Genomic DNA, 19257 nt, shown 5'->3' on the forward strand with positions numbered 1-19257 from the left:
CCGCGGTGCCGCTGGCGATGCAGACCGGGGGTGATGAACTGTTCGATCGCGGCCTCGTCCTGGGTGTGCAATTCGACCGGCAGCTCGGTGGAAATGCGCTTCATCTCCCGGCGCCAGTCATCGAGAAGATTCGCATAGTCGACGAATACGCGTGGCACGCCGCGAGTGTTTCGCTCGGCGAGGATGTTGCATTTCAGCCACAGGGCACTCGCGAGCGCGGGAGAGACGTGCCAGGACTTGACGATCGACGAGATGACCTCCTGCGGGTGACGTACCGCGATCACCGACGCGACGTCGAATCCCGCCTGACGCGCCGCCTCGAACCACAGGTCGGAGAGCGTGGTGATCCGGGGTTCCTTGATCACCACCAGCGGGGCCGCGGGCAGGGTGGACAGATAGGCGGCGATCTTCTCGACGCAGGCCTTGTTCTCGTCGCGGGCCACGGCGTCGTCGTCCAGGAAGCGCAATGACGGGTCGTACCAATTGGTCCCGAGACGGCGCAGGATTGTTTCGTTGAGCGAGATGGCCGCCCGCGGCTCCCAGTAGCCGAGCGGATTGTTCGCGTCGGCACCCAGCATCGCCGCCGGCAGCGTGCCACCGCACAACGACAGCACCCGGGTAAGCGCCGAGGTTCCGGACCGTTGCGGCCCTAGGACGAACAGAACGACCGGACGGGTATTGCCGGAGAAATCGGCGGCGTTCTCGGCTGGCCTGCTCGTCCGGGGCAATCTCATCGCGAATCGAAAACCTTTCACTCGTCCTGGCCGACTTCCGGATTCTCTTGTAATTCATGCCTTTCCGATTCGATGCCGGGCCGACCGACGGCGCGCACCGATTACCGGAAGCCTGAATTCCAGGCCTCACAACATGTTTGACAAAAGGGAAGATTATTTACCGAGCTCCCGCATGCGGAGTCAGGTCTGCCTTGCGACCGTCAACTTCGCCCCCCGGGGTCAATTACATCGGATCATTGCGCCCGCTAAGGACTATAACCCGGCCCGACGGATCAGGACACCATTTTTACGAATCCGTGTCGCTTACTTGATGTTTGGATGACGCGCGGACGAATTGCATCGACGGCCTTCTAAAGTGGCTTCAATCTCGAACGTCCATCCCGGTAAGCCAAGTCGGCAGGCGCTCGCGGCCGTGTCGACAGATCAGCGGCCACTCCCGCGCACACAGCATGGTTACTTTAACAAACGATCTCGGCCGCGGGGGGCGAACCGCGCCGAGACCGACGTGTTCGTCAAGACGCTGACCGCCACGACGCTAAGCCCAGGCGCCCCGGCGCCGATGCAGCATCGCGCCGAGCTCGAGGATCCGCTTGACGATGAACGGCCTGAACAGCCGGCGAACCACGCTGTGCGTCCGGGTGTGGAATTCGGTGAAGGCCATGCGGAAATCACGCTCACTGGCCTGATACGACTCGAAAACCCGGTCCAGCGTCGAGACATGCAAAGGGTCGTCCTGAGCGGCCGCGCGCAACGCTGCATAGACCGCGGAGATCCAGTCGGTGCCAAAATGGTCGGCCACCGGGCCGCAGTATCGCTGGCGGCGAAGATCGGGCGTCAGGAACTCCTCGATCGCACTCTCTTCGGCGGTGTCCAGATCGATTTCGAGCGTGGTGGCAATCCGTTTCATCTCGCGATGCCAGTCGTCGAGGAGGTTGGCGTAGTCGACGAACACGCGCGGCATCCCGCGGGTGTGCCGTTCGGCCAGCAGATTGTATTTGAGCCATAGGGCGCTGGAGAGTTCGGCGGAAGTTTGGACATACTTTGCCGCCGAGGCCACGACCTCTTGTGGGTGGCGCACCGCGATCACCGCGGCGACGTCGAAGCCGACCTGGCGCGCCGCCTCGAACCAGAGTCCGGAGAGCGCCGTGATCCTCGGCTCCTTGATCACCACCAGCGGCGCCGCCGGCAGCGTGCCGAGGTAGGCGGCGATCTCGGCGACACAGGCGCTCTTCTCCTCGGCGCCGAACGCGTACTCCTCCTGCAGGCGCAGGGTTGGGTCGTACCAGTTGCTGGCGTGGCGGCGCAGGATCGTCTCGTTGAGCATGATGGCCGCGCGTGGCTCCCAATAGCCGCGCGGGTTGTTGCCGTCGGCACCGCACATGCCGGCCGGCAGGGTGCTTCCGCACAGCGACAGCACCCGGGTCAACGCCGACGTCCCCGATCGCGCCATGCCGAGGACGAACAGCGCGACGGGGCGAACCGTGGTGCCCGGTTGGGAGGAACGCGCCGGAAGATCGACGGCGCATTCGGCGGATTGACTCGTCCGGGCAGGCGTCATCGCGGAACCCATACCTTTCAGTTCGCGTCTGGCGGGCCCCCGGATCTCGGGTAATTATGCATGACTTTGCAATTTCTCGGGCGATGTTCAATTACCCGTTTCCGAGCACTACGCCGCCGCCTTAAATCGTGCGAGTGTTGTGCATTATTTGCACAACCGCCGAATCATCACGGCTTCCCGCGACTTATTCGGCCGGAACGGCGTCCGCGGGCGGTGGTGCGCCAACCCATCCACGCGTTCGGCGCTTGAAGCGGGATTTGAGGGACAGCGCGCGCTTCTCGACCAGGAACCAGCTGAGCGCGGCTAACGGCAGCGTGGCCACTCCGGCGACCACCGCGAACGCCAGCGGGGGCAGGAAGGCCAGGCCGCAGATGACCAGCAGCTGCTGCACGGGCCACGCGTAGATGTACACGCCGTAAGAGAGGTCGGTGCGTAACCGCAAGCGCCTGTTGTGGATCAGCGCGCCGGAGACGACGACGGCGTAGGCCAGCGGAAGCGCGGCGAGTATCCGATAGTTGGGCACCAGCACGCCGGCCACCACGACGATGGCGGCGCTCACGGCCACCAGTGACCATCGAGCGGGAATCACGTCCCGAAACTCATGCAGCACCGCGCCCGCCGCGAACACGAGCGCGAAACGCGTGATCATCTGGAAAAGCGTCGGCACCGCCGCAACGGGATATGACACGAGCACCGCGGCCACCAGGAAGAATGCGAACACCACCGGCGCGGGCCACCGACGATTGAACAGGCCGGCCACGCCGGCGACGGCAACGGCGATGTAGCAGAACATCTCGAAGATGAGGGTCCATAGCACCCCGTCCCAAACCCCCGGGAACGGGACATTTTTGGGCGTTCCGTCGATGCCGGCGTGATAGACGTTCAATACCGCGTTGTTCAGCCAGTAAGTGATCGGTGCGGGTGAGAGCAGCAACCTGGCGGCCGAACCCCCTTGGATCGCGACCCCGATCGGGGCGGCGACGAAGGCCACCACCGCCAGGCAGACCCACAGTCCAGGGAAGATACGCAGGATTCTGGCGACGAAGTATTCGCGGAGGCGCGGGTTGCGGACCCAGCTGGAGGTGATGAGGAATCCCGAGACGACGAAAAACCCGTCGACCCACACCTGGGTGAGCAGCTGCTCGCCCAGTGCGGGCAATTTGCGGCCGGTCAGCGGCCATGAGTGTTGGAGGATGACGCCCGACGCCAGCACCAATCGCCAAGCGTTCAGTGCGTTGTTGCGTGCGTCGAATACCTGCGCGAGTCTGGGGCTAGCCGCCCGGGGCCGCTTTGGCCGGCCGCGGGTCGTCGTGTGGGGGCCGGGAACTTTCGGGTTCGTACTCATATACGGGTTTCGATTCCGATGCGTTCGACCAGGCGACCTGAGTTTGCCGCTTTCCTGGCTGCGAATATCGCCGTCCGGCCATCAGCGCGCCCCCAGAGCGCAGATCACTGACCGGCATTCCGGCGACACCGCGGAATGCACGGAAATGGACGGGGCAAACACCCGCACAGAGTACAGCGCTCGCAATTCACCCGTGCGGGTGCGGCCAGACTCTTTCAGCGCCTCTCGGCGTCGTTGGACCGTCAGCCGGCGACGGCTCCCGGCTCGGCGAACGGCGCACCGAACTCGGTGACCGGGCGGAAGCCGTGCTTGCGCACCTTCTCCGCCGCCCGGCGGATCAACGCATAGATCCCGACGAACGCCGCGTGATCGGTCATCACCAGGGGTGTCAGCAGCCGGTTGTGCACCAGCGAGAACGCCACTCCCGAGGCGGGGTCGGCCCATCCGAGCGAGCCACCCATCCCGACGTGACCGAAGCCGGGCATCACACTGCCGATCGGCAAACTGTGATATCCCAAGTGGAAAGCCAACGGCACGTACAGGTTTCGGTCCGGCCGCAGGCTCCGCTCCCCGGTCAGGCCCGCGACCAGCTGACGGGACAGGAAGCGGATGCCGTCCACCTCGCCGCCATTGGCGATGGCGCCATACATCCGGGCCAGCCCGCGCGCCGTCGCTACGCCGTTGGCCGCCGGGATCTCCGCGTCCAGCAAGGGGGCGTCGCCCTGAACGGCGGCGATCAGACCCTTGAAGTACATCGACCGGTACGCCCCGGACATCTCGTTGGCCACCTTGCGCGTCACGTAGCTGACGACGGGGTTCCCGATCACGTTTTGCGGGCAGATGATCTCGGCGACCCGCGTCGGCGCCTGGGCCGGCGGGCGGCCGAGGTGCAGCCCGTCGGTGCCCAACGGCTCGGCGAGCTCCTCGCGGATCAGCGTGGCCATGCCCTTGCCGGTCACGGCCCGGCCCAGGCCGGACATCAGCCAGCCGAAGGTCAGCGCGTGGTACGCCGATTTGCCCAGCAGCCGTCCGGGCGCCGCCGCGGCCAGCTTCTCCTCCATCACGACGTGATCGAGCAGTTCTTCCTGGGTGGCGCCGCGCAGGCCGGACAGGCCGGCCTGGTGTCGCATCACCTGGCGCACGGTCATGTCGGCCTTGCCGTTGGCCGCGAACTGGGGCCAGTACTCGGCAACGGGCGCGTCGTAGTCGATCAGCCCCCGGTCGGCGAGCCGGTGGATGACGGTGGCGGCCATCCCCTTGGTCGCCGAGAAAACCATCGGGGCGGTGTTCTCCGTCCACGGCCGCTGCCCGGCCCGGTCGGCCCACCCCGTCCAGACGTCCACGACGGGCTGGCCGTCGACATAGACGGCCAGCGCCCCGCCACCGAACCGGCGCGCGGGGAACATGCTGGCGAAACTACGAACGACGCAACCGAAGTGTGAGTCCGCCGCGCCGGACACACGATGACCTGCGTCAAGGTCATCGTGGACACGGACCGCGCGGCGATCGACTCGGGTATCCACCGTCACAACTTTGAATTTACTTCCATTACACAACCGGTAGGAGCGAAATCTAGATTATTTACCTATCCGTTAGCCCGACGCGGCCGTCAATATTTGCTGGGCGGCCAGCGCGGGAGTCAGCTCCCCCGCCTTGACCTTGCGCTCCACGTCGGCGCGGATCTTGCGCACCGCCGGGCTGGACAACAACCGGTCCAGCACCGTGTCGCGCACCATCTGCCAGGTCCAGTCGACCAGCTGCTCCCGGCGGCGCGCCTCGAACTCCCCCGCCTCGCTGAGCACCTGGCGATGCCGTTCGATGGTGTCCCACAGTTCCTCGAGGCCGGTCCCCTCGGCTGCGCTCATCGTGAGAACGGGCGGCCGCCAGAGCGTTTCACGCGGGTGGATCAGCCTGATCGCCCCGGACAGCTCGCGCGCCGCCGACCGGGCCTCGGCGAGGTGATCGCCGTCGGCCTTGTTCACCACGACGATGTCGGCCAGCTCCAGCACACCCTTCTTGATGCCCTGCAGCTGGTCGCCCCCACGCGCCAGGGTCAGCAGCACGAAGGTGTCGACCATGTTGGCCACCGTCACCTCGGACTGACCGACCCCGACGGTCTCGATCAGGATCACGTCGTAGCCGGCGGCCTCGAGCAGCACCGCCGTTTCGCGGGTGGCCTTGGCCACCCCACCCAGGGTGCCCGAGGTGGGCGAGGGCCGAATGTATGCATCCGGATGCATTGCCAGGCGCGCCATCCGGGTCTTGTCGCCCAGGATCGAGCCGCCGGTCCGCGTCGATGACGGATCGACGGCCAGCACCGCCACCCGGTGGCCCAGCTCGATCAGGTGCATGCCGAGCGCCTCGATGCTGGTGGACTTGCCCACCCCGGGGATCCCGGTGATGCCGACGCGATAGGCGTTGCCCGAGTCCGGCGTCAGCTCCAGCAGCAGCTGCTGCGCCTTTTCGCGGTGGTCGGCGCGGGTGGACTCCAGCAGCGTGATGGCCCGCGGCAAGGCCGCGCGGTCGCCGTTGCGGACCGCCTCGGCCAGTTGCTTCGCCGTCCGCGCGCTCATTGGGCCGCCGCCTGTAACGCCAAGGCGAAAATCGGTGCCATTCTTCGCCGAAGCGTTACGTGAGCGGCAGAAATTGCGGTCACTGGCCGATGTCGTAACCCAGCCGCTCGGCGAGCTTGTGCAGCAAGCCGATTGCGGCGTCGGCGATCACCGTCCCGGGCGGGAAGATGGCGGCGGCCCCGGCCTCGTAGAGCTCGTCGAAGTCACCCGGCGGGATGACGCCGCCCACCACGATCATGATGTCGGGCCGCCCCACCTCGGCCATCGCCTCGCGCAGCGCGGGCACCAGCGTCAGGTGACCGGCCGCCAGCGAGGACACCCCGACCACGTGCACGTCGTTGTCGGCGGCCTGGCGGGCCACCTCCTCGGGCGTGGAGAACAAAGATCCGACGTCGACGTCGAATCCGATGTCCGCGAACGCCGTCGCGATCACCTTCTGGCCGCGGTCGTGGCCGTCCTGGCCCATCTTGGCCACCAGGATCCTGGGGCGGCGACCGTCGGCTTCCGCGAACTTCTCGACGAGTTCGGTCGCGGTTGCCATGTTCGTGGCCTTTCCAGCTTCGTCGCGGTAGACCCCGGCGATAGTACGGATCTCCGCCTGGTGGCGGCCATACACCTTCTCCAGCGCGTCGGAGATCTCGCCGACAGTGGCCTTGTGCCGGGCCGCGTCGATGGCCAGCGCCAGCAGGTTGTTGCCCAACCCGTCTCGGTCCCCCTTACCGGCTGCGCCGGAATGGGCGGCCGCGGCGCGCGACAGTTCCGCGAGCGCCGCGTCGACGGCCCTCTGGTCCCGATTCGCCCGCAGCTCTTGCAATTTGGCCAGTTGCTCGGCCCGCACCCGGCTGTTCTCGACCTTGAGGACCTCGACCTCCTGGTCCTCTTCGACCTGGTACTTGTTGACCCCGATCACCGGCTGGATGCCGGAGTCGATGCGGGCCTGGGTGCGCGCGGCCGCCTCCTCGATGCGCAGCTTGGGGATGCCGTCGCTGATGGCCTGGGCCATGCCGCCGTGCTCGGTGACCTCGGCGATGTGGGCGCGGGCCTTCTGCGCGAGTTGATGCGTCAGCCATTCGAGGTAGTACGAGCCCGCCCACGGGTCGATGGGCCGCGTGGTGCCCGACTCCTGCTGCAGCACCAGCTGGGTGTTGCGGGCGATGCGGGCCGAGAAGTCGGTGGGCAGCGCCAGCGCCTCGTCGAGCGCGTTGGTGTGCAGCGACTGGGTGTGACCCTGCGTGGCGGCCATCGCCTCGATGCAGGTGCGGGCGACGTTGTTGAAGGCGTCCTGCGCGGTCAGCGACCAGCCGGAGGTCTGCGAATGTGTGCGCAGCGACAGCGATTTGGCGTTCTTCGGGTTGAACTGGGACACCAGCTCGCTCCACAAAAGCCGGCCCGCCCGCAGCTTGGCGACCTCCATGAAGAAGTTCATCCCGATGCCCCAGAAGAAGGACAGCCGGGGCGCGAACTTGTCGATGTCCAGCTCGGCGTCCAGGCCGGCCTTGATGTAGTCGACCCCGTCGGCCAGCGTGTAGGCCAGCTCCAAATCGGCTGTGGCACCGGCCTCCTGGATGTGGTAGCCGGAGATCGAGATGGAGTTGAACTTCGGCATCTTCGCGCTGGTGTAGGCGAAGATGTCGGAGATGATGCGCATCGACGGCTTGGGCGGATAGATGTAGGTGTTGCGCACCATGAACTCTTTGAGGATGTCGTTCTGGATGGTGCCGGCCAGCTTCTCCGGCGGCACCCCCTGCTCCTCGGCGGCCACCACATACAGCGCCAGGATCGGCAGCACCGCGCCGTTCATGGTCATCGACACCGACACCGTCGACAGGTCGATGCCGTCGAACAGCTGGCGCATGTCGAGGATGGAATCGATTGCCACACCGGCCATTCCGACGTCACCCTGCACGCGCGGATGGTCGGAGTCGTACCCGCGGTGGGTGGCCAGGTCGAAGGCCACCGACAAGCCCTTCTGGCCGGCGGCCAGGTTGCGCCGGTAGAACGCGTTGGACTCCGCGGCGGTGGAGAAGCCGGCATACTGCCGAATCGTCCACGGCTGGTTGACATACATCGTCGGATAGGGCCCGCGCACGAACGGCGGCTCGCCGGGAAAACTGTGCAGCGGATACCCGTCGGCCTCCACGGCGGCGCGGTCGGCGCCGATGTAGACCGGTTTGACGTCGATGTCTTCCGGTGTCTGCCATTGCAGTTGGTCGGGTGTGTACAGATGCGCGGCCGCCGCCGCGGCCACGTGTTCTTTCACGGCGGCTTCGGTCGCCGGTGCGATCGCCCGCTCGCTGTGCAGCGGCACGTCGGCGAAGCTGCCGACAGCAGGTGCAGTGGTCGTCATCGTAACTACGCCCCCAGCCTTGTGAGCAGATCCGACAGAGTTTGCACCGCATTGATTTTCGCGGTCAGGAATTGGTCCGGTTGGTGCTCGGCGTCGGCCACGGCCTTGTCGGGCCCGGCCAGATAGACGCGCGCGATGCCGGCGTCCCGCGCCGCCCGCACGACGCCCGAGGCCTCGGCCTGGTAGCGCTTGTCGGTGCCGCAGATGACCGCCACCGTCGGCGACCCGGCATCGGTCACCGCCGAGCCGACACCGTCGGCGTCGACCGTTCCCGGGTTGATCGCCTCGATACCGCCGGAAGCCAGCAGGTTCGAGGCGAACGTCGCGCGGATGTTGTTCTCGGCCAGCGGACCCAGCGGCAGCAACAGCACCTGCGGGCGCGATCCGGTGCGGGCCAGGTACGCGTCCGAGCGATCCCGCAACGCCTCGAACTCCGCGGCGTAACGCACCAGCTTCCCGGCGGCGAGCGGCGAATACGTCGAATCGCTTTGCGGCAAAGGCGGTTCGGTGAGGTTGGGGAATTCGTTGACGCCGGTGATGGCCGTCCGGCGGTGCGCGATGTCGTCGCTGCGGCGAGCGGCGACCTCGGCGATCTGACCGGCGATGAAATCGCGGGCTTGCGTGAATCCGCCGTGGGCCTCGATGGCCTGGAAATGCTCCCAGGCCTGCTCGGCCAGGCGGCGGGTGAGGTCCTCTACGAACCAGGAGCCACCGGCCGGGTCCAGCACCCGGCCCACATGTGACTCTTCGAGCAGCAGCAGCTGCGTGTTGCGCGCGATGCGGCGGGCGAAACTCGTTGCCACGTCCGGGAATCCGCCGTCGATGGCCACATCGAACGGGAACACCAGCAGGGAGTCGGCGCCACCGACGCCGGCACCAAAGGCGGCCAGGGTGCAGCGCAGCATGTTCACCCACGGGTCGCGCTGGGTCATCATCGGCAGCGACGTCTCGGCGTGGACGACCGCCGCGCCGGCGTCCGGCTCGCCGACGACTTCGGCGACGCGCGCCCACAGGTTGCGGGCGGCGCGGAACTTGGCGATCGTGATGAACTGGTCGTCGTCGGCGGCGAACCGGAAGCTGATCTGCCGCAACGCCTGGCCGATCGTCAGCCCCGATTCGGTGAGCACCCGTAGGTAACTCACCGCGGCCGCCACACTCGCGGCGACCTCCCACGTCGCGTTCGCGCCGAGGTTGTGAAAGGCGGGCCCGTCGACGGTGATCGCGCGCACCCCGGTGTGATCGGCGGCCCGCTTGGCCACCGCGACCACGTCCTCGATCTTCGGCGCGGGCCGCTCGCTGAGCGCCACGCTCAGCGGGTCACCGCCCAGGTCGATCGACAGGGTGGCGCGCTGGTCGGGTTCGACCGCGTCCGCCAGCGCCAGCGCCACGTCGCCGGCCGCCACGTAGTCGGCGCCGGCCTCGAGGATCAGCGGCGCCATGCTCAGGTAGACGCCCTCGAGCACCTCGCCCAGCTGGTCGGGCGCCACGCCCGACTCCCCGATCCGCAGCACCACGGCGCCGGCCCCGTTGCCGAGCGCGTCGAGCACCGCGGAGTTGACGTCCTTTGCCGCCACACCGGGCACCGGCGTCGCGGGGAACGCCTCGGCGACCTTCCAGCCGGACTTGACGTCGCGCAGCGCGTCGCCGCCGCGCACAAAGGGCCACTCGCCCGGCAGCGGCGGTTCCGGCAATTCGTCGAGCGCGGTGTAGAGCGCGCGGATCGCGATCCCGTCATACGTCGGGGTTTCCAGCAGCCGCTCGGGCGCGTCCCCCAACTGCTCGGGGTCCTTCCGGGTGCTTTTAGCCAGCACACCGGCGACCGCACTGCGCCAACGCCCGCGAACCTGTTCTAGGTCGGCGAGCTCGGGTACATCAATGGACACCGATTGCTCCCTTTTCCCAGCATTTGGGCTACAGCTCTGGGGATACCACTTAGCTATTGAGGCTAATTGATGACCGCTCGTCGCTAAAAACCGCCAGGTGCGCCGGGCGGTCACGATTGCCGATGAAACGCCAGCGTCGGGCAACGCCTTATTCACCCGCGACCCGTACCCTAGGAAGCCGTGACGGGTTCCGCCACCAGCAAAATCACCGAAACGCTGCGCGATCTCGGCTGCGCCATCGGCGTCGCCGCGCGAAGCGTGTCCCGGTCGCGGATCGCCTGGACAGTGGTGGGCATCACAGCGCTGGTGGTGCTGGCGACGTGGCTTCCGCTGCCCTCACCGGTGCAGATGCGCGACTGGGCGCAGTCCGTCGGACCGTGGTTCCCCCTGGCGTTCTTGATCGCCCACATCGTCGTGACGGTGGTGCCCGTTCCGCGCACCGCGTTCACCCTGGCCGCCGGACTGCTGTTCGGACCACTGCTCGGCGTCGCCATCGCGGTGGTCGCCAGCACCGCGAGCGCGATGATCGCGCTGCTGCTGGTGCGCGCGGCCGGCTGGCGGCTGAACCGGCTGGCGCGTTACCGATCGATCGAAACGGTGGAAGAGCGCCTGCGGCAACGGGGCTGGCTGGCCATCTTGTCGCTGCGGCTGATTCCCGCGGTGCCGTTCTCGGCGCTCAACTACGCCGCGGGCGCGTCGAGCGTGCGGGTGCTGCCCTACGCGGTGGCGACCCTGGCCGGGTTGCTGCCCGGCACCACCGCCGTGGTCGTCCTGGGCGATGCGCTCGCCGGTCACATCAGCGCGCTGCTGTATCTGGTGTCGGCGATCACCAGCGCGCTGGGACTGGCCGGGCTGATCGTCGAGATCCGCCACTTCCGTCGGCACCACCGCCGTGCGCGCCGTCCGCTCGACGAGGAAGCCTCCCCCGAGCCGGCCGCCGTCAGCTGATCACCAACTTCGGTAAGACCGCCGCGCGGTGCGGCAAAGATCGATCTAATGGAGTGGTGTACGCGATGGAGGTCGCGAGCTGGGGGACGCCATACTCGCCGGCTCGTACTGTCGCGTTGCCCCTGAGCGCCCTGGTGTTGGCGGTACTCGCCATGCTGGGGTTCCTACCCGGTCCGGGCGAGCTGCGTAGCAAGCCGAAAAGGAGCCTGCTCGCCAGCTTGCGCGTGCACCCCCGCCGCGCCAGGATCCATACCTCATTGCTCACCCTCGCGGCGGTGTGCAGCGTCACCGCCCTGGTGACGGCCGTCTGCCTATACCCCAGGGCCACCACGCCGGCGCAGCAGCCGGCGCCGCCGCCGCCCGTCCTGGCACCGATCGATCTGCCCGCCGCCAGTGCGGTGGGCCCCGGGGCGGGAATCTACGTCGCCTACGCCGACGGCTCGGGTGGAATGGGTTGCACCGCAGGCTTTCTGGTGCACACCAGCGGCGGCGCGGCCGGGATTCTGACCGCCGGGCATTGCAACCGCCCCGGGCAACCCAGCAGGGTGACGATGAACCTGGGCGGCGTCCTGCCCTACGCGACGGTGGGCACCTTCCGCAAGACGGTCAACGAGGGGGTGCACAACGAGCAGCACGACATCGGCCTGATCGCGCTGGACGGCGAAAACATTCCCCAGTCCTCGGCGATCGCCTCGTCGTTGGCGGTCACCGGCGTGGCCACCAACCTGCAGATCGGCCAGCAGTTGTGCAAGTTCGGCATGGGCTCCGGTGCCGACGCCTGCGGGCAGATCGTGGAGATCACCGGCAGCAAGGTCGTATTCCTGGCGAGCGGTCGGTGCGGCGATTCGGGCGGCCCGGTGTATCACTACGAAAAGGACGGCACCGTCAGCGCCGTCGGCATCCTCATCCGCGGCGGCGACCCCTACACCCCCAAAGCCGGGTGCGCGGCCCGGGCCAAGTTCTCCGTCGCCGAATTGGTGCGGCCCTGGCTGGACACCTGGCATCTGACGGCGGTGACCGCGCCGGCTTCCCCGCGCTGACGGGCGCTGGCTAGCGCCCCGGGGCGCTGCATTCCCTTCATCTTCAGGTCCGCTTCAGGCTGACTTCCTACCGTCGCCTCATCGCCTCCGGCTCGCCGGCGCGGGGGCACGGTGACCGGTAAACGCGGTGCGAGCAGACCGAATTCGCGCCGACCGGGTGCAGGAACACGTCGACAGAGAGGATGGATGGACCCAGTGAAGATCAGAGAACTCATCGCCGGTTCGTTGCTCGCGGGCGCCCTTGGGGTCGCCGCGGCGGGTTTCGGCGCGGCCGCGGCGAGTGCGGATCCGCCCCCGCCCCCGCCAGGCCCGGGGCAACCGTGGGGGCCGGGGCCCGGTGGACCGGGCGGCCCGGGTGGACCGGGTGGGCCGCCGCCTCCCGGAGGGCCGGTGGGGCCGCCACCCCCGGGCGGGCCGTTCCATCCGGCCCCGCCGCCCGGTTGGTGACACCGGCGGCGCGCTAACGGTGCCAAGCGGTGGCCGCCCCAATCATGCTCTCGCGCAGGGCTATTGGGGCGGTCACCGCCTAACGGGCTGTCGTCCCTAGTTGCGCGGCAGGGTGAGCCGGAATCGGGCGCCGCCCTCGTGGGGCAGGCACACCAGGTCGCCGCCGTGGGCGCGCGCCAGCGCCCGCGCGATCGCCAGGCCCAGCCCGGCGCCGCCGTGATCGCGGGCGCGACCGGCGTCCAGGCGCACCAGCCGCTCGAAGATGTTGTCCCGCTGGTCATCCGGGATGCCCGGCCCGGTGTCGGTGACGGTCACCTGCGCGAGCTCCTCGTCGGCGCGAAGGTCGACGGTGATGGCTCCGCCGGCCGGCGTATACCGGCGTGCGTTGTCGAACAGGTTGGACACGATCTGGGACAGGCGGGTCGCGTCGGCGTTCAGGCTCAGCGTGGTCAAACCGGTGCGGCTGACGCTGATCTGCGGTGCCAGCATGGCGGCGCGATCGGCTTCCCCATCGAGGACGGCGGCCACGTCGACGTCATGCAGCTCGAGCGCGAGCCCGGCGTCGATGCGGCTCAGGTCCAGCATGTCGGAGACGAGTCGTCCGGCGCGGCGCGCGTCGGAGAGCAGCAGGCTCGCCCGACGGTATTGCCCGTCGTCTTGATGTTGCGAGGCGCCGTGCGCGAGTTGTTCGGCGGCGACCTGGATGCCGGCGATCGGGGTGCGCAATTCGTGGGCGGCGTCGACGAGAAAGCGCCGGGTTGCGGACTCGGCGCGTTGCGCGGTGTCGGCGGCGTGCCTGGCGCGGCGCTCGGAGCTTTCCAGCGCGTCCAGCATGCCGTCGAAAGCCCTTGCGGCGCGGCCTAATTCGGTGTCGGTGCGGTCCGGATGCAGTCGGCGGCCGCGGTCCCCGGTGGTGATGGCGTTGGCCAGCGCGGTGAGCCGGTCCAGCGGGCGCAGCGCCGCCCGGCTGACCGCAACCAGTAACAGCGCCGCAAGCAGCAGGGTCGCCAAGCCCGCCCCGATCATCAGGGCGCGCAGCTGATGCGCGACCTGGGTGGTCTGCGTGGTGTCGGCGACCAGGATCACCCGGCTCCCGTCGGGCAGCGGGTGCACGACGGCCGTCGCGGTGGCATCCGGCGGCGGACCGGGCGGCGGCGGAAGTGCGTACGGCGGCGGCGGATACGGCGGAGGTGGCGGATACGGCGGTGGGTAGGCCGGTGGGGGCGGATACAGCGGGGGTGGTTCGACTTCGCCGTCACTGAGCTCCGGGCTGATCCCGCGGTCACCGTAGGAGCTGCCGTTGGCCGTGACGACGAGCGCCCGGATCCCGCCGCCGTTGAGTTCGGCGGCAAGCAGATCCGGCGAGGTGCGCGCGGCGCTCAACGCGTCGGCGCGCGATGTCGCGGCCAGCAGCCGGTCGTGCAGATTGCGCTGTGCCAGAACGCCCATCGTGAAGTCGATGGTGACGCCGAGCACCACCAGCAGGCCCGCCAGCAGCGCGAGCACCACCAGCGTCACCCGACGTTGCAGCGACGGCGTCGGTGTCCTCGAGGCGGCCGTCATGACCGCTCGGCCCGCAGGCGGTAGCCGATGCCGCGCACGGTATGCAGGATCCGCGGCCCGTGCGCCTCCAGCTTGCGCCGCAGCCCGCTGACATGGACCTGCACCAGGTTGGGGTCGTAGGCGTCGTAGCCCCACACCCCGTTCAGAATCTGGCCTGCGCTGACGATCCGGCCGCGCTGCTCCACCAGGAAAGACAGCACCCGCAACTCGGTTGCCGTCAGATCCAGCGGGTGGCCGCCGCGCGCCGCCACACCGGCACCGAGGTCCAGCGTGACGTCGCCCACCTGAATCACCTGGGACAGCCGTCCGCGCCGGCGTAGCACCGCGCCGACCCGCGACACCAGCTCGGCCAGCTCGAACGGCTTGATGACGTAGTCGTCGGCGCCGCCGTCGAGTCCGCGTAGCCGATCCGGCAGCCCGTCGCGGGCCGTGATCAAGACGATCCCGACGTCACCCCATTCCCGAATCACGTCGATCAGTTCGAACCCGTCGCGTCCCGGCAGCATCACGTCGAGCACCACCAGGTCGGGCCGCATTCCGTCGAGAACCTCTTCCAGGCCGTCACCGTCGCGGCGGGCATCGGTGTGATAGCCCACCTCGGTCAGCGCCTCGCTGACCATCTCCCGGATGGTCTCGGAGTCCTCGACGACCAGCACCCGCGGCGTGCCGAAGCTGAACCGGCCGGCCGCGCGCAGGCAATCCGTCATTCCTCCATTGTCGGTGCCGGTGCTGAAACGAACCTGAAGGGCGCTGCCCACTGTGACGAGCCGTTCATCGGGCGGCCGAATTCTTCAGATCCATTTCAGCCCCGGCTCTTAACGTCCTTGGCATGACCACGAACGACGACATCAACACCAATGCACCCGCACCGCCGCCGGTCGCCGAGCCGGCATTAGAGCGACGTCGCTACCCCACCGGCGTGGTGATCGGCGCCGGGGTGGCGGGGGCGCTGCTCGGCGCGGTCGGCACCGTCGCGGCGATCGCGTTCGCCTGGATAGTCAGCGTCGGACCACCCCCGCCGCCGCTCGGGCCGCCGCCGATGCTGGCGGCGCCGTTCCACGGGCCGCCGCCTCCCCCGATTGGTGGACCCGGGCCGGGTGGTTTCGGCTTTGTTCCGCCGCCCGGGCCGCCGGGACCCCCGCGAGGCTTCTGGCCACCACCCCCGGGCGAGGGCTTCCCGACGCCGGCCGCGCCGACACCGTCCGCCGCGCCGCATCCCTGACCAACAATGACTCGCTTCGGTCGCCGTCACGATGCCTTCGTGACGGCGACCGGCGGCGTCGGCCCGGTAGCGTCTCGAGTGAACCAGCTCGACGATCCGGGAGAGCCGCATGACATCGGACAACAGCGGAGCCCGCCGGTTTCCCACCGGTGTCGCCGCTCTGGCCGGGCGGCTGCTGCGGTCGCGCCGCCTCATGCGCGCGCCGATCTGGATCTACAAGGCCCGCGCGGGCGCGCTGTTCGGCTCACGCATCGTGCTGCTCGAACACATCGGCCGCAAGTCGGGCATGCCGCGCTATGCGGCGTTGGAGGTCGTCGACCACTCGTCGCCCGACACCTACGTGGTCGCGTCGGGCTTCGGCCGAAAAGCCCAGTGGTTCCGCAACATTGAAGCCAACCCCCGGGTGCGGGTCTACGCCGGCAGCCACCCGCCCAGGACCGCTACCGCGCGGGTGATGACCACACCCGAGGCCGATAACACCTTGGCCGCCTACCGATCCCGCCATCCCAAGGCGTGGGAGCGGATGCGCCCGGTGCTCGAGCAGACGCTCGGCGTGCCGATCACCGACACCGACACCCCGCTGCCGCTGGTCGAGTTGCGCCTCGATTAGCTCTGGTCGGGCCCCTTAATCGTCATCGCGGCGACCAACGCCAAAAACAGCGCGGCCGGAACACCGTTGACGACCTTGTCGCGCACCCGGACGTGCGCGCCCACCGCCAACACGAAGTACACCGTCAGCATCGCCGTCGTCAGCCGCGCCAGGGTGGGAAAACGGTTGACCGACAGCAATCCGACGGCCGCGGCCGCCTTCACCGCGGGCAACACGGGCCGGACGTTCTCCGGCAGGCCCACGTCATCGAGCACCTTCTTGATCGGGGCCACCTGAACGCCGCACAGAACCGCGTCGACGGCGTGGAAGGCGCCCAGCGCCGCATAGGTTTTCGGGGAAGTCAACGCACTCATGCCGCAATCCTAGGGAGTCAGCTCCCCAGGCGAGCCATCCGCGGGCTTGCTGGCGATTGCCTCGGCCTTGGCCACCGCTTGAGCGACCGAGGGATCGGTTTCGGCGGAGAACCAGTCCGCGACCTCCGCGTCGTCGCCGTCAGTGGCATGCCTGGGAGCATCGTCAACCGGAGAAGGCTCGAACCGGAATACGCCGTCCTCGCCCGGCGAGCCAAGCAGCCGCGTGAACCCTTGCAACGCGGCGCTGAAATCGCTGGGCACCACCCACACCTTGTTCGCGTCGCCGCGCGCCATTTCGGGCAGCGTCTGCAAGTACTGGTAGGCCAACATTTCCGGAGTGGGACGGCCGGCCTTGATCGCGGCGAACGTCTTCTCAATGGCCTTGGCCTGCCCCTGGGCCCTCAGGTAGGCGGCCGCTCGCTCACCCTGCGCGCGCAGTACCCGCGACTGGCGGTCGGCTTCCGCAGTCAGGATCGCGGCCTGCTTGGCGCCTTCGGCGGCAAGGATTTGCGCAGCCTTTTGTCCCTCAGCCTGCATGATCGCCGCTTGCCGGGTGCCTTCGGCGGTCAGGATCATCGCGCGCTTCTCGCGGTCGGCCTTCATCTGCTTCTCCATCGACGCCTGAATCGACGGCGGCGGGTCGATGCTGCGCAATTCGACCCGCGCGACCCGCAGACCCCAGCGGTTGGTCGCCTCGTCGAGCACGCCGCGCAGCTGCCCGTTGATCTGGTCGCGCGACGTCAGCGTCTGTTCCAGCGTCATGCCGCCGACCACGTTGCGCAGCGTGGTGGTGGTGAGCTGTTCGACGCCGACGATGTAGTTGCTGATCTCGTAGACGGCCGCCTGGGGAACGGTGACCTGAAAGTAGACCACGGTGTCGATGTTCAGCGTCAGGTTGTCCTCGGTGATCACCGGCTGCGGCGGGAACGACACCACCCGCTCGCGCAGATCCACCCGGGCGCGGACCCGATCGATGAACGGCACCAACAGGGTCAGTTGCCCGCTGACCGTGCGGCTGTATCGGCCCAGCCGTTCGATCACCGCGGCTTCCGCCTGGGGAATCAGCGCCACAGACTTGGCCACCACGACGATCGCGAAGATCACCAAGACGGCCAGCAGCACCAATCCAGCCACTGCACCTTGCATCGGACTTCCTCTCTCTACCCGCCGTCGGCGGCTTTATCTCGCCGCTACAGACTGCTCCTGAAGACCACCGCCGTGGCGCCGTCGATCTGCATGACGGTGACCGGCTCGCCGGGTTCGTAGACCTCGGCGTCGTCGAGCGGGCGCGCGGACCACACCTGCCCGTCGAGCTTGACCTGACCCTCGTCGCGCGCGACCCGCTCGAGCACCAGCGCGGTTTTGCCCTGCAGCGCCTCGATTCCCAACCGCGGCGCCCCGGCCGGCGTCAGCCGCCGCTTCAGCGGCGGCCGAACCACCACCAGCAGCAGCACCGAGACCACCAGGAACACCGCGCCGTTCGCCCACACCGGAAAGTCGGTCAGCCAACTGGTTAGCGCCGCGGCCAGCGCGCCGCCACCGAGCATCACCAAAAACAAATGGCCGGTGAGCGCCTCCGCACCGGCCAGCACCAGCGCGAATATTAGCCAAAGCACCGCGGCGTGCATGCGGCAAGAATACGCGTGATCCGCCTTTGCCGGGCAAAACAACTACACTGCGTTCTCGTGTGGTGTCCCAGTGTTTCGCTGTCCCTGTGGGCCAATGCGTGGCTCGCCGGAAAGGCCGCGCCCGACGACGTCCTGGACGCGTTATCCGTTTGGGCGCCAAAGCAATCGGTGACCGCGTATGATGCGGTCGCCGCGGGCCACACCGGGCTGCCCTGGCCCGACGTACACGACGCCGGAACGGTCACGCTGCTGCAGACATTGCGGGCCGCGATCGGCCGGCCGACACCGGCGTCCGACGGCGGCGGGTTTATGCGCGGATCGATCAACGTGGTTTTGCCGGTGCCGGGCGACGTCCGCGGGCTGGCCCCCGGAACACAGTTCGAGCGGGACGCGCTGGCGGCCGGCGAGGCGGTCATCATCGCCAATCCCCGCAATCCCGCCACCGCGGTCGGCCTGGTGCCCGAGTTCTCCTATGAGGACGACGAGGACGTGCCCGACGACTACGAGACGCAGCTGGCCGAATTGTGCGCGCTGACGTGGACCGTGTACTCGCTGCCCGGCGCGCCGGTGCTGGACCATTACGAGCTCGGCGACGCCGAGTACACGCTGCGGTCGGCGGTGCGCTCGGCCGCGGACGCGCTGGGCGCCATCGGGCTGGGGGCCGCGGCGTCCGACGTCGACGACCCCCGCGGCCTCGTCGAGCAACTCTTGGAATCCGCACGGCAACACCGCATTCCCGACCACGCGCCGACGCGCGCGCTGCGGGTGCTGGAGAACGCCGCCCACGTCGACGCCATCATCGCGGTCAGCGCGGGCCTGAGCCGATCCGACTCTCCGGACCGGTTCACCGCGCCCGTCGCCGCGGGCCTGGAACCCGTGGGAACGCAATCCTCTTCGGAGGCCCGCATCGCCAGCGACGCGCTGCGACCCCTCACCGCGGTGGTGCGTTCGGCGCGGATGGCGGCCGTGACCGCGATCCTGCATTCGGCCTGGGGCGATTAACCGT

General features: G+C 68.5%; 16 protein-coding genes and 1 pseudogene. 5 read left to right on the top strand and 12 right to left on the bottom strand.

Annotation, left to right across the window (positions count from 1 at the left end; all coding sequences use genetic code 11):
- From A5622_RS21640 to mutA, 7 genes and pseudogenes are all read right to left on the bottom strand, one after another.
- Nucleotides 1-734 (bottom strand): sulfotransferase family protein (locus A5622_RS21640; protein WP_066881154.1); only part of this gene is annotated, 734 nt, incomplete at its 3' end.
- Between the two features lie 535 nt (nt 735-1269).
- A complete protein-coding gene (locus A5622_RS21645; protein ID WP_066865908.1) occupies nt 1270-2184 on the bottom strand; it encodes a sulfotransferase family protein in 915 nt (304 codons plus the stop codon).
- A 292-nt stretch (nt 2185-2476) separates the two neighbouring features.
- A complete protein-coding gene (locus A5622_RS21650; protein ID WP_082990537.1) occupies nt 2477-3637 on the bottom strand; it encodes an acyltransferase in 1161 nt (386 codons plus the stop codon).
- 242 nt (nt 3638-3879) lie between these two features.
- Complete coding sequence (locus tag A5622_RS21655) at nt 3880-5166, bottom strand: serine hydrolase domain-containing protein (protein ID WP_066881113.1); 1287 nt, start codon at nt 5164-5166, stop codon at nt 3880-3882.
- Between the two features lie 52 nt (nt 5167-5218).
- Nucleotides 5219-6210, bottom strand: a pseudogene (gene meaB, locus A5622_RS21660) (methylmalonyl Co-A mutase-associated GTPase MeaB).
- A 79-nt stretch (nt 6211-6289) separates the two neighbouring features.
- Nucleotides 6290-8557: a methylmalonyl-CoA mutase gene (scpA, locus tag A5622_RS21665; protein WP_066881117.1), complete on the bottom strand. Its 2268-nt coding sequence runs from the start codon at nt 8555-8557 to the stop codon at nt 6290-6292.
- A gap of 5 nt (nt 8558-8562) precedes the next feature.
- Nucleotides 8563-10440: a methylmalonyl-CoA mutase small subunit gene (gene mutA / locus A5622_RS21670; RefSeq protein ID WP_066881119.1), complete on the bottom strand. Its 1878-nt coding sequence runs from the start codon at nt 10438-10440 to the stop codon at nt 8563-8565.
- A gap of 180 nt (nt 10441-10620) precedes the next feature.
- On the opposite strand from mutA, the gene A5622_RS21675 reads away from it, so the two are divergent.
- Together A5622_RS21675 and A5622_RS21680 are read left to right on the top strand one after the other, a co-directional pair.
- Entirely contained in the window at nt 10621-11388 is a 768-nt protein-coding gene (locus tag A5622_RS21675; RefSeq protein WP_066881121.1) for a TVP38/TMEM64 family protein, read from the top strand.
- A gap of 65 nt (nt 11389-11453) precedes the next feature.
- Nucleotides 11454-12428: an endopeptidase gene (locus A5622_RS21680; RefSeq protein ID WP_066881123.1), complete on the top strand. Its 975-nt coding sequence runs from the start codon at nt 11454-11456 to the stop codon at nt 12426-12428.
- 543 nt (nt 12429-12971) lie between these two features.
- Here A5622_RS21680 and A5622_RS21685 read toward each other — a convergent pair.
- Together A5622_RS21685 and A5622_RS21690 are read right to left on the bottom strand one after the other, a co-directional pair.
- A complete protein-coding gene (locus A5622_RS21685; RefSeq protein WP_066881125.1) occupies nt 12972-14438 on the bottom strand; it encodes a HAMP domain-containing sensor histidine kinase in 1467 nt (488 codons plus the stop codon).
- Entirely contained in the window at nt 14435-15145 is a 711-nt protein-coding gene (locus tag A5622_RS21690) for a response regulator transcription factor (protein WP_066868662.1), read from the bottom strand. Before A5622_RS21690 ends, A5622_RS21685 begins: the two co-directional genes overlap by 4 nt.
- 122 nt (nt 15146-15267) lie before the next feature.
- Between A5622_RS21690 and A5622_RS21695 the strand changes: the two genes are divergently transcribed.
- Nucleotides 15268-15660: a hypothetical protein gene (locus A5622_RS21695; protein ID WP_066881127.1), complete on the top strand. Its 393-nt coding sequence runs from the start codon at nt 15268-15270 to the stop codon at nt 15658-15660.
- Between the two features lie 193 nt (nt 15661-15853).
- Entirely contained in the window at nt 15854-16270 is a 417-nt protein-coding gene (locus A5622_RS21700) for a nitroreductase family deazaflavin-dependent oxidoreductase (RefSeq protein ID WP_156753046.1), read from the top strand.
- On the opposite strand, the gene A5622_RS21705 is transcribed toward A5622_RS21700, so the two are convergent.
- From A5622_RS21705 to A5622_RS21715, 3 genes are read right to left on the bottom strand one after another with little or no spacing between them, the layout of a single operon-like run.
- Nucleotides 16267-16623 carry a DoxX family protein gene (locus A5622_RS21705; protein ID WP_066881131.1) on the bottom strand — a complete coding sequence of 119 codons (357 nt, stop codon included), beginning with the start codon at nt 16621-16623 and terminating at the stop codon, nt 16267-16269. The two genes, A5622_RS21700 and A5622_RS21705, sit on opposite strands and share 4 nt — an antisense overlap.
- Before the next feature lie 9 nt (nt 16624-16632).
- The gene (locus tag A5622_RS21710; protein WP_066868624.1) at nt 16633-17769 is read right to left on the bottom strand and encodes an SPFH domain-containing protein; all 1137 of its coding nucleotides are present in this window, start codon (nt 17767-17769) and stop codon (nt 16633-16635) included.
- A gap of 44 nt (nt 17770-17813) precedes the next feature.
- Nucleotides 17814-18251, bottom strand: a complete 438-nt coding sequence (locus tag A5622_RS21715; protein ID WP_066881133.1) for an NfeD family protein — start codon at nt 18249-18251, stop codon at nt 17814-17816.
- Between the two features lie 57 nt (nt 18252-18308).
- Here A5622_RS21715 and A5622_RS21720 point away from each other — a divergent pair, with 57 nt between their 5' ends.
- Nucleotides 18309-19253: a hypothetical protein gene (locus tag A5622_RS21720; RefSeq protein ID WP_066881135.1), complete on the top strand. Its 945-nt coding sequence runs from the start codon at nt 18309-18311 to the stop codon at nt 19251-19253.
- Nucleotides 19254-19257 lie beyond the last annotated feature (4 nt).

The organism is Mycobacterium sp. 1245801.1, from assembly GCF_001673055.1.
Lineage (GTDB): Bacteria > Actinomycetota > Actinomycetes > Mycobacteriales > Mycobacteriaceae > Mycobacterium > Mycobacterium europaeum_A.

Excerpts from the sequence above, each read along its gene's own strand:
- A5622_RS21700 (WP_156753046.1), top strand. The coding sequence starts at position 15,854 with ATGCGCGCGCCGATCTGGATCTACAAGGCCCGCGCGGGCGCGCTGTTC.
- scpA (WP_066881117.1), bottom strand. The coding sequence starts at position 8,557 with ATGACGACCACTGCACCTGCTGTCGGCAGCTTCGCCGACGTGCCGCTG.
- A5622_RS21705 (WP_066881131.1), bottom strand. The coding sequence starts at position 16,623 with ATGAGTGCGTTGACTTCCCCGAAAACCTATGCGGCGCTGGGCGCCTTC.
- A5622_RS21715 (WP_066881133.1), bottom strand. The coding sequence starts at position 18,251 with ATGCACGCCGCGGTGCTTTGGCTAATATTCGCGCTGGTGCTGGCCGGT.
- A5622_RS21680 (WP_066881123.1), top strand. The coding sequence starts at position 11,454 with ATGGAGGTCGCGAGCTGGGGGACGCCATACTCGCCGGCTCGTACTGTC.
- A5622_RS21695 (WP_066881127.1), top strand. The coding sequence starts at position 15,268 with ATGACCACGAACGACGACATCAACACCAATGCACCCGCACCGCCGCCG.
- A5622_RS21710 (WP_066868624.1), bottom strand. The coding sequence starts at position 17,769 with ATGCAAGGTGCAGTGGCTGGATTGGTGCTGCTGGCCGTCTTGGTGATC.
- A5622_RS21650 (WP_082990537.1), bottom strand. The coding sequence starts at position 3,637 with ATGAGTACGAACCCGAAAGTTCCCGGCCCCCACACGACGACCCGCGGC.
- A5622_RS21685 (WP_066881125.1), bottom strand. The coding sequence starts at position 14,438 with ATGACGGCCGCCTCGAGGACACCGACGCCGTCGCTGCAACGTCGGGTG.
- A5622_RS21690 (WP_066868662.1), bottom strand. The coding sequence starts at position 15,145 with ATGACGGATTGCCTGCGCGCGGCCGGCCGGTTCAGCTTCGGCACGCCG.
- A5622_RS21645 (WP_066865908.1), bottom strand. The coding sequence starts at position 2,184 with ATGGCGCGATCGGGGACGTCGGCGTTGACCCGGGTGCTGTCGCTGTGC.